Origin of the sequence: Desulfocurvibacter africanus subsp. africanus DSM 2603 (assembly GCF_000422545.1) — a bacterium.
Classification (GTDB): Bacteria; Desulfobacterota; Desulfovibrionia; order Desulfovibrionales; family Desulfovibrionaceae; genus Desulfocurvibacter; species Desulfocurvibacter africanus.
The window spans coordinates 66,773-80,911 of the sequence record NZ_AULZ01000010.1 but is presented as its reverse complement, the minus strand read 5'-3'; the positions used below and the strand labels follow the sequence as shown (position 1 = coordinate 80,911).

General features: G+C 64.2%; 12 protein-coding genes. 11 read left to right on the top strand and 1 reads right to left on the bottom strand.

Annotated elements, in window-relative coordinates; genetic code table 11:
- The first annotated feature begins 65 nt into the window (after window positions 1–65).
- The 5 genes from H585_RS0107855 (at window position 66) to H585_RS0107835 (ending at window position 5,373) form a co-directional block, all read left to right on the top strand.
- Entirely contained in the window at window positions 66–1,304 is a 1,239-nt protein-coding gene (locus H585_RS0107855) for a bifunctional cobalt-precorrin-7 (C(5))-methyltransferase/cobalt-precorrin-6B (C(15))-methyltransferase (RefSeq protein ID WP_027367422.1), read from the top strand.
- Between the two features lie 296 nt (window positions 1,305–1,600).
- On the top strand, window positions 1,601–3,196 hold the full coding sequence (locus tag H585_RS0107850) for a peptide chain release factor 3 (RefSeq protein WP_027367421.1): 1,596 nt from the start codon (window positions 1,601–1,603) through the stop codon (window positions 3,194–3,196).
- On the top strand, window positions 3,193–4,101 hold the full coding sequence (locus H585_RS0107845; protein ID WP_027367420.1) for a hypothetical protein: 909 nt from the start codon (window positions 3,193–3,195) through the stop codon (window positions 4,099–4,101). The genes H585_RS0107850 and H585_RS0107845 overlap by 4 nt, the downstream gene beginning before the upstream one ends.
- Before the next feature lie 27 nt (window positions 4,102–4,128).
- Entirely contained in the window at window positions 4,129–4,890 is a 762-nt protein-coding gene (gene cobM, locus H585_RS0107840) for a precorrin-4 C(11)-methyltransferase (RefSeq protein WP_027367419.1), read from the top strand.
- 69 nt (window positions 4,891–4,959) lie between these two features.
- Window positions 4,960–5,373: a bacteriohemerythrin gene (locus H585_RS0107835; RefSeq protein WP_027367418.1), complete on the top strand. Its 414-nt coding sequence runs from the start codon at window positions 4,960–4,962 to the stop codon at window positions 5,371–5,373.
- 144 nt (window positions 5,374–5,517) lie between these two features.
- Here the strand turns inward: H585_RS0107835 and H585_RS0107830 are convergent, their stop codons facing one another.
- A complete protein-coding gene (locus H585_RS0107830; RefSeq protein WP_027367417.1) occupies window positions 5,518–6,126 on the bottom strand; it encodes a ferritin family protein in 609 nt (202 codons plus the stop codon).
- A gap of 1,082 nt (window positions 6,127–7,208) precedes the next feature.
- On the opposite strand from H585_RS0107830, the gene H585_RS21075 reads away from it, so the two are divergent.
- The 6 genes from H585_RS21075 to H585_RS0107800 all read left to right on the top strand — a co-directional run bounded on the left by H585_RS21075 (window position 7,209) and on the right by H585_RS0107800 (window position 14,094).
- Window positions 7,209–8,933, top strand: coding sequence for a DNA primase family protein (locus H585_RS21075; RefSeq protein WP_034627454.1), 1,725 nt, complete (start codon window positions 7,209–7,211; stop codon window positions 8,931–8,933).
- A 396-nt stretch (window positions 8,934–9,329) separates the two neighbouring features.
- Complete coding sequence (locus H585_RS22085; protein ID WP_051183024.1) at window positions 9,330–10,760, top strand: CHC2 zinc finger domain-containing protein; 1,431 nt, start codon at window positions 9,330–9,332, stop codon at window positions 10,758–10,760.
- Window positions 10,757–11,458: a hypothetical protein gene (locus H585_RS23365; RefSeq protein WP_027367416.1), complete on the top strand. Its 702-nt coding sequence runs from the start codon at window positions 10,757–10,759 to the stop codon at window positions 11,456–11,458. The genes H585_RS22085 and H585_RS23365 overlap by 4 nt, the downstream gene beginning before the upstream one ends.
- Window positions 11,433–13,364 carry a terminase gpA endonuclease subunit gene (locus H585_RS0107810; protein ID WP_027367415.1) on the top strand — a complete coding sequence of 644 codons (1,932 nt, stop codon included), beginning with the start codon at window positions 11,433–11,435 and terminating at the stop codon, window positions 13,362–13,364. The genes H585_RS23365 and H585_RS0107810 overlap by 26 nt, the downstream gene beginning before the upstream one ends.
- Window positions 13,361–13,612, top strand: a complete 252-nt coding sequence (locus H585_RS0107805) for a hypothetical protein (protein WP_027367414.1) — start codon at window positions 13,361–13,363, stop codon at window positions 13,610–13,612. The genes H585_RS0107810 and H585_RS0107805 overlap by 4 nt, the downstream gene beginning before the upstream one ends.
- Window positions 13,609–14,094, top strand: coding sequence for a hypothetical protein (locus H585_RS0107800; protein ID WP_027367413.1), 486 nt, complete (start codon window positions 13,609–13,611; stop codon window positions 14,092–14,094). Before H585_RS0107805 ends, H585_RS0107800 begins: the two co-directional genes overlap by 4 nt.
- Window positions 14,095–14,139 lie beyond the last annotated feature (45 nt).

Here is a 14,139-nt window from a genome sequence, read left to right as displayed (position 1 = left end):
AGTAGTCCAAGCGCGACGAGCCTGAAGGATTGCCTGAGCTAGGTCATCGAGCGTACACTAGCCCCATGCAAGAAGCGCACGCGACCCCCTCGCCTCAACCTCCGGTGGAGATCATCGGCGCGGGTCTCACCGAAGGCCACATGTGCCGCCACGTGTATGACGTGGTGCGCAAGGCCAACGTACTTGTGGGAGGCAGGCGCATGCTCGCTCGCTACCTTGGCCATCCGGCCCAAAAGATCGAGATCGTCTCGCCTTTGTCGGCTGTGATCGAGGCCATCGAGCGTAACCAGAGTCTGAGCTTGCACGTGGTCGTGCTGGCCGACGGCGATCCGCTTTTCTTTGGCATCGGCCGCCGCCTGGTGGAAGCTCTGGGAGCGGACAAGGTGCGCATTCATCCGGGCATCACTGCTCTGCAGGCCGCGGCCGCCCGGCTCAAGATCGCCTGGGAGGACATCCCGGCCGTGTCCCTGCACGGCCGCTCCGACTGGATCCCGCTCTTCGCCGCCTTGTCCCGCCGACCAAGGGTCGCCGTGTACACGGACGCGACGAATACGCCGGCGGCCATCGCCCGCCGACTGCTGGAGCGCGGGGCCGAGGCTTTCGGCATGCACGTGCTGGAAAACCTGCATGAGCCCGACGAACGCGTGGGCCGTTATACCCTGACCGAGGCAGCCGGCCTGGATTTCGCGCCGCTCAACCTCGTCATCCTGGAATGCGAGCGCGCTCCAGAATTGCCCCTGCGCCTGGGACTGCCGGATGAATCCCTGTCCCCAGGCGGGCTGATCACCAAGGCCCCGGTGCGCGCGGCCAGTCTGGCGGCCCTGTCGCTGCCGGCGGACGGCACGTTGTGGGACCTTGGCGCGGGCAGCGGTGCGGTGTCCATCGAGGCCGCGGCGCTCATGGAGCGCGGCCGTATCCTGGCTGTGGAGCGCGACGCCGGGCGCATGGAACGCATCCGCGAGAACATCCGGCGCACGCACGCCTTCAGCGTGGAACCGGTGCAAGGGGACTTGACCGAGGCCATGGCCAGCCTGCCGGACCCGGACCGAGTATTCTTCGGCGGCGGCTTGTCGCGCGACACGCGGCCCCTGGAGCTGGCCTGCGCGCGCCTTGCGTCAGGCGGCATCCTGGTGGCCAACCTCGTGCTGCTGGACGGTCTGTCCCGCGCCAAGGCTTACCTGGATTCGCTCGGCTGGAAGACGGACGTGACCCAACTCTCGTGCTGCCGGTCCAAGCCGCTGGCGGGCGACATGCGGCTGGAGGGCCTGAACCCGGTGTTCATCCTGCGGGGCGTCAAGCCGTAGTCTGACCTGCCCGCCTTGTCCGACTTGGCCGTCTCGACCTGGTCCACTCGAATCGATTTGCCTGTCCTGATTTGTCTTCGCGTTGACGACCAGCCAACCAGTGATTATTAACTGCCTTCTGCGATGGATCCCAAAGGCGCGCGGCAAAACCGGCGCCTGCCAAAATATTCCCCGTCGCCCCGCCCGCCGCCCTTGCGGGAAACGCTCAGGCGGGACCTGCAACCCTTCGGTGCGCCGAATTCAAAATCACGACCAGGCATACGGAGCCATATATGACCACCCTTCCCGAGACTGAACTGTCCCGCGCCCTGCGCCGCGAAGTGGCCCGCCGCCGGACGTTCGCCATCATCAGCCACCCGGACGCGGGCAAGACGACCCTCACCGAGAAGCTCCTGCTCTTCGGCGGAGCCATCCAGATGGCCGGCGAGGTCAAGGCCCGCAAGGCCGCGCGCCACGCCACCTCCGACTGGATGGCCGTGGAGCGCGAGCGCGGCATCTCCGTGACCTCCTCGGTCATGAAGTTCGAGCACGCGGGCCACGAGATCAACCTGCTGGACACTCCCGGTCACCAGGACTTCTCCGAGGACACCTACCGCGTGCTCACGGCCGTGGACTCGGCGCTCATGGTCATCGACAGCGTCAAGGGCGTGGAGAACCAGACCAAGAAGCTCATGGACGTCTGCCGCCTGCGCGACACGCCCATCATGACCTTCATCAACAAGCTGGACCGCGACGGCCGCGAGCCCTTCGACCTGCTGGACGACATAGAGAAGAGCCTGGGCATCGAGGCCGCTCCGTTAACTTGGCCCATCGGCTCGGGCAAGGGTTTCCAAGGCGTATACGACCTGCGCCGCAATGAGCTGCGCTTCTTTTCGGCCCAGGGAGCCAAGGGCGTGCGGCCCAAGGACTCGGTGCTGGTCAAGGGCTTGGACGACCCGAAGCTGGATGAACTTATCGGCAGCGGCCCGGCCAGCGACCTGCGTCGGGACGTGGAGCTGCTGGCTGGCGCAGGCTACCCGTTTGACGTGAAGCGTTATCTGAGCGGTGAGCAGACGCCGGTCTTCTTCGGCAGCGCCATCAACAACTTCGGCGTGCAGGAGCTGCTGGACACCTTCGCGCAGTTGGCCCCGGCGCCCAAGCCCCGGCCTACCACGACCCGCGAAGTCGCGCCCACGGAGGAGCAGTTCTCGGGCGTGATCTTCAAGATCCAGGCGAACATGGACCCGGCTCACCGCGACCGCATTGCCTTCATGCGCATCTGCTCAGGCCGTTTTCAGCGCGGCATGCGGGTGCGCCACCACCGCATCGGCAAGGAAGTGCAGATAGCCAACGCCATCATCTTCATGGCCCAGGACCGTGCGGGCGTTGAAGAAGCCTGGCCGGGCGACATAATCGGCATCCACAACCACGGGACCATCAAGATCGGCGACACCTTCACGGACAAGGAGCCGCTCAAGTTCACGGGCATCCCCAACTTCGCGCCCGAACACTTTCGGCGCGTGCGCCTGGCCAACCCGCTCAAGTCCAAGCAGTTGGAGAAGGGCCTGCTGCAGTTGGCCGAGGAGGGCGCGGTGCAGGTCTTCCGGCCCATGGACAACAACGACTACATTCTCGGCGCCGTGGGACTCCTGCAGTTCGATGTGATCGTGGCCCGGCTGCGCGACGAGTACAGCGCGGATGCGCTCTACGAGAGCGCGCCCATCGAGGCCGCGCGCTGGATCGACTGCCCGGACCGCCAGCGCCTGGACGCCTTCACCAAGGACGTGCGCGCCAACCTGGCCTTGGACGCCGAAGACAACCTGACCTACCTTGCCCCTAATGCCTGGCGTCTTGGCCGGACCATGGAACTGTGGCCCGAGATCGAATTCCGCACCACCAGGGAGCACCAGTGACAGGAACCGACAGCACCCCGCGCAACACGGGCCGCAAGCCGCGCAAGGTCTCGCCGCTCAGCTTCACGCACCTGTCGGGCATCAACATGTTCGAGCCCCTGGACGCGGCCGCCTGGCTGCTCGTGCCCACTTTCTTCATCGTCTCGGCTTTGATCACGGGCGGCAACATGACCATGGCCTTCATGGGCGCGGCCGGCATCGTGCTGGTCATGTTCCTCGTGGGCGCTTCCATCGAGGTGCTCATAGAGAGCATCAAGGATATTCGTGGCCTGGGCACCATGGTCGGTTTCATCACCAACGGCCCCGAGGCTCTGTGCCTGCTGGTGGGACTGCTGGCCGGGGACGTGCTCTTCGCCGCCAGCACGCCGCTGGGCTCCAACGTGGTCAACCCACTCATGCTGCTGGCCGCCGGCTTGCTCACGGGCACCATGGCCGCCGTTTCCCGCACGCGGCCGCGCTACACCTTGCTCTGCATCCTGTGCACCGCCTTGACCGCAGTCAGCTTCTTCCTGGCTGGTTTGTCCATGTGGCTGTGGTTGCTGGTGGCTGCGGCCGTAAGCTTCGGCTTCTTTTTCCTTCGTCCGCCCGAGCCCGGCGTGGAGCATCATGGCGAGGAAGCCCTGCCCAAGGTCTGGCTCGTCCCCGCGGGTCTGGTGGTTATAGCCGCCGGCTACTTCCTGGACCCCATTGTGACCTTCACGGCCCAGCACTCCCAAGCGCCCAAGGGCCTCATCGGCTTTTTCGTGCTGGCCACGCTGACCAGCTGGCCCGAATTCAAGTCCACCCTGAGCCTGCTACGCCGCAGAAGGCCGCTTGCCGCGATCCTCAACATCACGGTCTCCAACATCACCAACCTGTGGCTGGCCATGGCCGGTGTAACCACGCACTATGCCCTCGGCTTTTAAGGCCGCTTGCACAGACAGGAATTGACCATGGGCATAGTCTATTTCATCGGCGCGGGTCCCGGCGACCCGGAACTGCTCACCATCAAGGCTGCCCGCATAATCGCCGAGGCCGGTCTGGTGCTCTACGCCGGCTCCCTGGTGCCGACCGGAGTCGTGGCCCACGCACGCCCCGAGGCCAAGGTGATCGATTCTTCGGGTCTGACACTGGAGCAGACCCACGCATTGCTGGTCGAGGCCGTGAACGCCGGGAAGAGCGCCGCGCGCGTGCACACGGGCGATCCCGCCCTGTATGGCGCTGTGCGCGAGCAGGCGCTGCTGCTGGACCGCGACGGCATTGCCTGGGAAGTCGTGCCCGGCGTCAGCGCCGCCTTTGCCGCAGCGGCCGAGGCCAGGGTTTCCTTTACCGTGCCCGAAGTTACGCAGACACTGGTCATCACCCGCTTGGCCGGCCGCACGCCCGTGCCGGAGAGCGAAGCTCTGGCCGGTTTGGCGACCCACGGCGCCGCCATGGCCGTGTATCTCTCGGCCGCCGACGCGCCGCGCTTGCGCGATGAGCTGCTGGCGGGTGGCTATGCGCCTGAAACTACCGTCGTCGTCGGCCACAAGGTCGGCTGGCCTGGAGGCGAAACGCTGCGCACCACCCTGGCGGATATGGCCGAGGCTGTCCGGGCCGCGAACATCGGCCGTCAGGCCGTGTTCCTGGTGTTACCGGGCGAATCGGCGGGCGAGGCCAGGTCCAAATTGTACGATCCGCAATTCGCCCACGGCTACCGCAACGGCGGCAGGTGAGCGCATTGCGGCTCGGCCGCGATGCTGCTAGGTTTGCCCATACGCGAGGCCGTCATGGAGGATGGATATATGGGCAAAATCACCTGGTGCAGCGACTTCTGTGTGGGCGTGGCCGAAATCGACGCCCAGCATGAACGCCTCGTGTCCATGGTCAACGAATTGTTTCGCGCCTACATGCTAGGCCGAGAAAAAGATGTTCTCTCCGACATCATCACGGGCCTGAGCGACTACACTGCATACCATTTCTCTACCGAAGAGCGGCTCATGGACGAGCACGCTTATCCCGCCAGGGCGGAGCACCGTCTCGAGCACCGCGAGTTCATCGACAGAAGTATCGACTTTCTTCTCGCCTATACCTCCTCCAACCAGGAACAGAACTTGGCTCCCGTGGTGCTCGACTATCTGGAGGACTGGCTGCTCAAGCACATCCGCGGCACGGATGTGGAGCTTGGCGAATTTCTGCGCGACAAAGGTGTGCAGTAAAATGGCAAGCCTCCACGCCTAAGTGGGTTAGAGTCAAGAAAGCCTCCGGCGGCCGGGAGTGATCATCCCCCGGCCCCAGCAGTACGGCAGACGGCATGGATCGGCCCTGGTCGCACCTCGGGTGGACGGGTGGGCGACTCGCTTCTACCAGCCCGAATCTGGGTCGAGCATGCCGCCCATGCCCATGCCGCCCATCCACCCGGCCCTGCCGAACATATGCTCGTGCATACGGGTCTGGGTCAGAGCCAAGTTCAAGACTTGGGTCGTGGTCGGCTCCGCTGATCCGACCAAGAGCGTTTCGTACTTGCCTGCGAGGCTGGTTTCGAGCTGAAGCCCGACCGCGTAGGCCTCAGCCAGGGACCGCGTTTCGACGGTGGGCTGGACCGTGTCGCCGGGATGGAGCCCATAGGCCGCGAAGAGGGAAGTTAGCCAAGCGATGTGGTTGTACTCCTGCTGGATGATCATGCTGTAGGGCATGTGCGCGCCGAACTTGCCTACGTCAGCCTCATACTGAACCCGAGAATGCCGCTCCCAGACCAGGAGTTCGCGCAGCCCTTCCACCCAGCTTTCGTCCGTGGGCGCAGGCAACTTCTCGGGAATACTAACGGTTCCGCCATGGCCCATGGGGCCGTGGCCCATCATGCCGCCACCCATGCCCATTCCACGCATTCCCCTGGCGAGCAGCGCGCCTGGAGCAACCACCAGCCCGGCCGTGAAAGCCGCAAGCCCCGCCAACATGTTCCTTCGCTTCATAACGACCTCCCTTGCCCCATCTTCCGGGGGCATGCGCCTCTTAATGGGCAGCAATAGGAATTCAATATCGTTATAATGCTCCTGGCTTGAAATGCTATCTTTATAAGCCACGCGGAGTGAAGTCCCATCTCAAGGAGGCGCCAAGACGCTACGGATCGACCTGGAGTGGGGCGATATCCCGCAACCGTTGCCGGAGAAGTAGTGCCGGTCCAGGACAAGCATCTCCGGGAGCGCCTTGGCGCGGATTGCTTCCGGCGAGCTCAGAAATATTAGAAATAGGTTTTTCGACGTCTGACATGGAATTGGAAAAAGTAAAAACATGGAGTGGCCGACAACGACTGAGCGTTACATGGAATCGCTGGGAGGGTGATCTGGCGAATACGAGAGAGGCAATGAAGCGGGCTTTTGGTGAGGGCAGGGTGACCCGTTTGCCTGTGAGCGAGCCCGCGTAAAAAGAAAACGCTCCGAGGTGGAAGCTCGGAGCGTTTTGACCCCAGGATTTGACCCTGGAAGTATGTCTAAGGTGTCTGTGTGTCTAACACCTTGAATTTCTTGGCGTCCCCAACCGGGTTTGAACCGGTGTTATCGGCGTGAGAGGCCGTAGGGGACTGCAACGAGGACGGCGATACCCCTTTGTTTACTCGGTTGCGCCTGCACCGATAAGCACCGCTAGCCCTCAAAATTCACCGTGTTTTGACCCCACGTTTGACCCCATATCATGCGGGAGTCAGCTGTGGGAGTTTGCGCTTCTTCCCCCTTCGTCGGCATCTATGATCTTCAGTCGCGACCGTCTTCGGTCGCGTACCACTCAATTACCCCCACGCCTCCTCCTCCCCCTTCCCCTCTTAAGGGGAACCCACGCAAAGGTCTAAAGGGCCAGGCTGCGTTCGCTGTCTGCTCCTGCGGTCGTGGGTCCTCCCGGCGGGGGGGTCTCCATACGGGAGCTATCGACCGCAAGATTTTGGCGCGCGGAATCAAAATAATAATTTGGAAATCTGGAAATCTCCTCGCCAGCCCTGGCTCTATAGCCGTTTGTACGCCCATGGTGAACATCCTTCGGCCGGCTCATTGTGGGGGCGCGCATGTCTAACGACCGCCTACCGCCGCCGCCCGGTGACGATGAACTCGTGCCTTACATCGACGAGATGGAAGCGCTCGACGCCGAGATTGCCGCGCAGGCAGCGGCCGAGGCCGAGCAGTACCCGCCCAAGGCCGAGGTCGAGCCGGAGCCGGCCGCGCCGGAGATCACCTTCGCCGACGTGGACGAGGTCGTGGAGAATGGCCTGGAGCAGCTCGGCAACGCCCGCCTGGTGGCCAAGCTCTTCCAAGATAAGCTCCTCTACGACCGCACGACCAAGAAGCCCTACCGCTACAACTGCCAGCGCTGGATCGAGGACGGCACGCTCAGCTATCGCCGTCGCGTGCCGGAGCTGGCCGAGGTCTACCGCCGAAGGGCGGCCAGCCTGCACAAGGAGTATCAAGATCTCCTGGATCTTGGCGCGAAGAACGACGCCAAGAAGATGCTCGCGCGCAAAAAGCTTTACGAGAAGCAAGCCACCAAGCTCTGCGACTCGGGCTACATCGACAAGGTTTTCGACTTCGCGGCCTCGGGCGAGCCTGGCCAGGATGCGACCATCGCCATCAAGGGCGACGAGTGGGAGCAGCATCCGAATCTGTTCGTGGCCGCGAACTGCGTTATCGACCTTGAGACGGGCAAGACCTTCAAGGGCCGGCCGGATCTGTACCTGACCAAGGCCAGCCCGGTGGAGTTCCACGGCCTGCACATCGTGGCCCCGGTGTGGGAGGACACCCTCGACAAGGCCAGCTGCTACGACAAGGACTGGCGCGAGTACTTCGACCTGATCGTGGGCTACATGGCCACGGGCCTGTCCAGCTACAAGGATTTCTACTGCGCGTACGGCAAGGTGGGCAACAACGCCAAGTCGGTCATCTTCAGCACCCTGGCCAAGATACTCGGCGAGTACGCGGTGCAGCTGCCGGTGGAGATGCTCCTCGACAACGGGCGCATGCGCAACTCAGCCGGCCCCACGCCGGACCTCATGCGCATGCGTTACACGCGCATGGCCGTTTTCCCCGAGCCGGAGAAAGGCACCAAGTTCGTCATCGGCGCCATCAAGCAGTACTCGGGCGGCTCGGACAAGATCGTCGGTCGCGGCATGTACGGCCAGGACCAGCTTGAGTTCCCGGCCACGGCCAAGCTCGTCGTGCACGCCAACGAAATGCCCAAGTCGCGCGGCAACGACCCAGCCTTCTACGCCCGCTTGCGCGTGATCCCCTTCGACGGCTGCTTCGTGCTCAAGGGAGTCAAGCCGCCCGATGGAGCCAACCCGGAGTTCGTCTTCGAGGCCAAGCCGCACAAGGTCATGGAAAACCTGCTCTGGGCCGAGCGCTCGGGCATCCTGGCCTATGTGGCGCGCTGCGCCAGGCGTGTCTTCGAGCTGCACGCCCAGGGCCTGCCATTCCCCATCCCGGATCGAGTGTCCCAGGAGACCAAGGACTACCAGGCTTCGCAGGACCTGATCGGTTCGTTCCTGGAGCAGGCTTGCGTGGTGGGCGAGGGCAAGACCCAGATGAAGGACCTGCACGCTGCGTTCAAGGCTTGGTGCATGGAGGAGGAGGGCGTGGACGAGGAGCACGTGCCGAAACAGCGCACCTTCGGCACGGACATCAAGGCCCGCCTGCGGCAGGTCCCGCCCAAGAACGTGGTCAATTACGCGGTGACCGTGGACGCGCGCTGGCTTCAGGGCGAGGGGCAGAGACAGCTTTCGGGCGAACGCCCGTTCTAGCTTAGCCCACCAGACCAACCCTCTAAGGCTGGTCTAAGGGAGGGCGCGAAAAAATCCTAAGCAACGGCGGCAACTTACTTCTTCACCTTAGACCATTTAGACCTTTTAGACCTTTCTACAAGAAGAAGAAGGAAAAGAAGAATGAAGATAATAATAAACGCTTATAGAAAGAGTTGCCCCGGCGACACCCAAGGTCGATTTGGTCTAAGAACCCGCGCCACTGTTGGGCTCCAAGGTCTAAGGCCTGGAATTCAACGGTCTAAGATGGTCTAGCCGTGGTCACTTTTATGCAGGCATTACAATTAGTTCCAGCTAATTCCAATGGTCTAAGCCCGGCCATGTCCCCTCGCCTTTCGACCCTGCGAGGCTTTGCCTCCGGCTTAAGGAGGGGCGAGCATGGCTAAGGCGCTCGAATGGCTTGGCCCTGATGGCTGCCGCGCGGTGGCGCTGCAAATGCTCCAGGGCGTGGACACGCGCGGGTGCAAGGGATCGCTGATCGCCTCGCACTGCCCGTTCCATGTCGAGAGCACTCCCGGCGGCGCGTTCCACTACGACTACGCCAAGGACTCCGGCAGCTGCTTCTCCTGCGGCGAGCATGGCGACCTGATCCACATCTTCAACCGCTTGGCCGGCCGCGACGGCGACGACGATGACGGCTTCCGCGAGTTCCGCGACCGTTTCGCGCCCAGCGCGGAACTCGGCCAGCGGCAGGCGGCTCCGCGCGTTCCCGCGCCGCGTCCGGAGTGGACGCCCCGCATGGTCCGGCCTGCCGTGGATTCCTGGCTGGAGCGCGCCGAAAAGCTCGTGTCCACCTGCTCCGATAGGCTCATGCAGTCCCCGGATCTGCGCACCATGCTCGCTCGCTGGTCCATCGAAGTGGACACGGCGCGACTGTGCCGCCTGGGTTGGCTACCCACGGACAAGTACTCGCCGCGGGAGTCCTGGGGCCTGCCCACGGAGCTGCGCAAGGACGGCAAGCCCAAGCGCTTCTGGATTCCGCAGGGGCTGGTGCTGCCTTACGTGCTCGACGGCAAGGTCGTGGCCGTGAAGATCCGCAGACCGAATCCGGAGCAGCGCCCAGGCGGAAAGCCTGGCCTGCGCTACATGGGCCTGGAGGGCGGCATGCCCGTGCTCTACCTCTATGGCAACCCGGCCTGGCGCATCTGGTTCGTGGTCGAAACCGAGCGCGACGGCGTGCTCGGCTGGCAGATCGGCCGCAAGTACCGCATCGGCGTGGTGGCCACCGGCTCGGCCACGGCCAGGCCGGACACGCGCACGCACGGGGTCCTGACCCGCGCCGACTGCATCGCCTGCGCCCTGGACACGGACAAGGCCGGCGCAACAAATCGCCACTTCTGGCACACCAACTACCCGCAGACCGTGCGCACGCCTGTCCCGGCCCGCCTGGGCAAGGACCTGGGCGACCTTGGCGACCTGGAAAAGGGCGGAAGCGCGGCCCTCGTGGAGGAGTTCATGCTCGAAGCCCTGCCTTTCCACGTGCGCAAGCAGGCCCTGCGCAACGCCGGCACATCGGCCCCGGTGCAGGTCCCGGCCTCCGCGCCTGTCGAAGGCAACCAGCCTAGCCAGGCCGAGCAGGCCAAGCCGGCGGAACTGCCCGAAGGTGTCCGTGCTCTCCTTGACGCCCTGCGCAAGTGCCGCCGCGCCGCTGCAGTGGCCACGGACGAGCACATCGGCGTGGAAGGCTGCGACGACTGCCCCAGGCGCGGGACGTGCGACATCCTCGCGACCGGCTCTCAGATCCTCATGAACGACGACGCCGTCCTCGACTACGTGGCGGCCCAGCCTGAAGGGAGACTGCGCGGATGAGCGATGAGATCAAGGTGCTCAAAAACCGCTTTGCGGTGTTCAATCATCTACGAACCCAGGGCTACGGCGTCGCGCGCGGTACGGTCTACAAATATTGCGACGAGGGCCTGCTCAAGCCGACGGCTCCAGGCGGAGGCTGGCTCGTGCGCGCCGTGGAGAACTACGCGAGCGCCCAGTGGCCGCGCAAGGCGGACGCCCCGGCCAAGCCGGCCAAGTCCGTCCAGGGCAACCTCGACGAGGCGACCGTGGCCGAGGAGCGCCAGCGGGCCGAAACCGAACTCAAGCGTGTAACGACCGAGCGCCAACGCCTCAAGCTCCATGCCGAGCGCGGCCAGACCGTGCCGCGCGAGATCGTCGAGCGCGACCTGGCCCTGCGCGCCCAGGCTTTCCGCTACGGCCTGGAAAACTTCATCCACGACGCCCTGGGCGAGATCGCGGCCATGTTCGGCGGCGAGGAGCGCACGGCGCGCGAGATCGTGCGTCTGGTGGGCGGCGACGAGTCCAAGGCCGGCGAGATCGTGCGCCGCGTGCAGCAGCGCGAGCCGGAGCTGGTGGCCATGTGGGTGGATCAGGTGGAGCGGTTCCTGGAGCCGTATGCCGAGGGCTCCTGGTGGGACGACGAGCTGGCCAGGGTCATGGAGACCGCACCGAAGACAGACGACGGAGGAGTGGATGCAGGCTCAGACAGTGGCGAGTAGCGCGCCATTCGGATTCTATACCGGGGAGATCGAGGTCTTCCGCCGTCGCCCGCGCGCGGGCAGCGCCGAATGGGCCAGCCGGCACATGCACATTCTCGCCGGACGCTACCGTGGCCAGCGCTGGCAGCCGGACGTGCTGCCCTACGCGCGCGGCATAATGGATGCCTGGGACGCGCCATGGGTACGCAAGATCTTCTTCATCGCGCCCAGCCGCTCGGGCAAGACCACCGTGGCCTACTCCTGCCTGCTGGCGGCCATGGATCGCCGTCCGGCCCCGGCGGGCGTGGGCATGCCCGACCAGGACGCCGTGGAGCGCAAGTTCGAGACGGCCATCATCCCGCACATCCAGGCCTCGCCGCGGCTAAGAAAAAAGATCGCCGCCGGTCGCTACGCCCTGCAGAAGACCGAGGTCCGCTGGCAGGACGGCTCGACCATCTACGGCATGTGGGCCGGAAGCGAATCGCGCATGTCCTCCGTGCCCATGGAGTACCTGCTCATCGATGAGGAGGACGCCTACGCGGACAAGATCGCCGTGGGCACCATGGAGGAGCGCTGCGGCGACTACCCGCACACGCACAAGATCTTCCGCTTCAGCAAGGTGCGCGGCGCGGAATCGGACGACGCGGACAAGGCCGAGGGCACCATCTGGCGCGACATGCACCGCCAAGCCCAGGTCATTCACCACTACGAGGCCGAGTGCCCGTCCTGCCGCACGCGCCAGCGCATGGAGTTCGAGCACATCAAGGTTCCGGACGGCGAGCGCGATCCGGGCCGGATCTACGGCGAGCGCCTGGCCTGGTACGAGTGCCCGCATTGCGGCTACCACTGGACCGACCACATCCGCGACCGCGCCCTGGCCATGGGCGGCTGGGCACCGGACAAGCAAGTGGACCGACCGGCCGTTGTCGGCTTCCGTCTGCGCTCCTGGGAGCTGCCGCTTGTGAGCCTGTCCAAAGTCATGGCCGACTGGTTCGGCGCGCTCGGCTCCCCCCACAAGATGCAGCTCTGGGACAACGCCCACGCCAGCAAGCCCTACAAGGTCGTGGTGCAGGAAACGAACGAGCAGCGCATCGCGCGCCTCGTCTCGCCAGCCGTAGAGCAGCTCACGGCCCCGGCCTGGACCGTGGCCCTGACCCTGTCGACGGACATGCAGATGCGCGATCTGCGCTACTCGGTCGCAGCTCATGGGGTGAATCCGGATCGCCTGGCCATCATCGACTATGGCACGGCCCCGGACTTCGAAGCCCTGCGCCGGCTCGTCTTCGAATCGAGCTACCGCCTGCAGGGCACGGACACGGATCTGCACATCTGGCGCGCGGCCGTGGACACGGGCGGCACGACCCACGAGGGCGACGACGAGAGCCGCACCATGCAGGCCTACAACTGGCTGCTCGACCAGCGCCATGACGTGATCACCGGCACCAAGGGCATGAGCCGCAAGACGCCCGGCGTGTACGTCAAGCCGTCGCTCATCGAGGCCACGGCCAGCGGCAAGAAGCTCAAGCACGGCCTGCGCCTGCACCACATCGATGTCGATGCGTTCAAGGCTATCTGGTTCAACCGCCTGGAGCAGAGCGTGCTCCAGCTCGACGGCCAACTGAAGCAGCCGTTCGAGGAAACGGTCGAGTTCCACGCCGACACCGACGCGGCCTACCTGCGCGAGATCACGGCCGAGCGCCTCGTCCAGGGCAAGAACGGCCGGCAGGAATGGAAGCGCTTCCGCGCCAACCACTGGCTAGACTGCGCCGTGCTGCACTTGGCCATGGTGCATTTCCAGTGGGCTCCGAGCCTGCGCGCGCTCGCCGCGCACATCCTGTCCGCGCGCAACCCGGCGCCCAAGATCGAGAAGAAGACGGCAGCCAATCCCTACACCAACGGGATCAGCGTATTCGGAGGTGGACGATGAGAAAGGAAGTCCTGGTGACCGTGGCCCTGGCCAAGCGCAAGGCCGAGCAGGGAGTGGACTATTCGTCGCGATTCGGAGCCGTGTGCCCGGAATGCGGCCGGACCAAGATGCGAGTCTACCACACCTGGCCTTGGCGGAAAGGCGTGCGTGTCCGCGATCACAAGTGCGACAACCCGGAGTGCCTCGTGTGCGTCCTGGGGCTGACGATCAAGAGCACGCAGCGGGATTCGGAGGCTGTAAGCGCATGACCCAAAACCGCGTTGAAAACGACCCAATCCGGCCTCGCAAAATTACGACGCTTTGTGTCAAAAGCGACGCAAAGACCGTAAAAATTGAACTTTACCCAGCCGAACAATGGAATGACAGGCCAGGGGCGGAGCCAGGAAAGTACAGACTCAAGGTCGGTCGGGCCTGGGAGATGAGCCTTGGCAAGTATTCGTTCTATACATGGAAAGGTGTGCAGGAATTTTTTGAACGTACTGTGCAGTCTTGCACGCTAAGGCAAATGGAAAGCACTTGTTCAGTTGCTGATATGCCAGCACAGCCGATGGCAAAACATGCTTTGGTTGAGGCTCCAGACCCCATGCGCAACCTGACATATGCCGTGCGCACCATGACACGCTCGTTCCAAGGCCTCGACGGCGAATGGTATGTTTTTGTCATGGGTCAAGATGAACCAGTGCCAGTGTCCTCTTTGGTTGTTTTGCAAGCATCCACGCGGGTTCCGTAGCTGGTGGCACGTTAATTCATACGTTGCTAGCTCTAGCAATTTGCT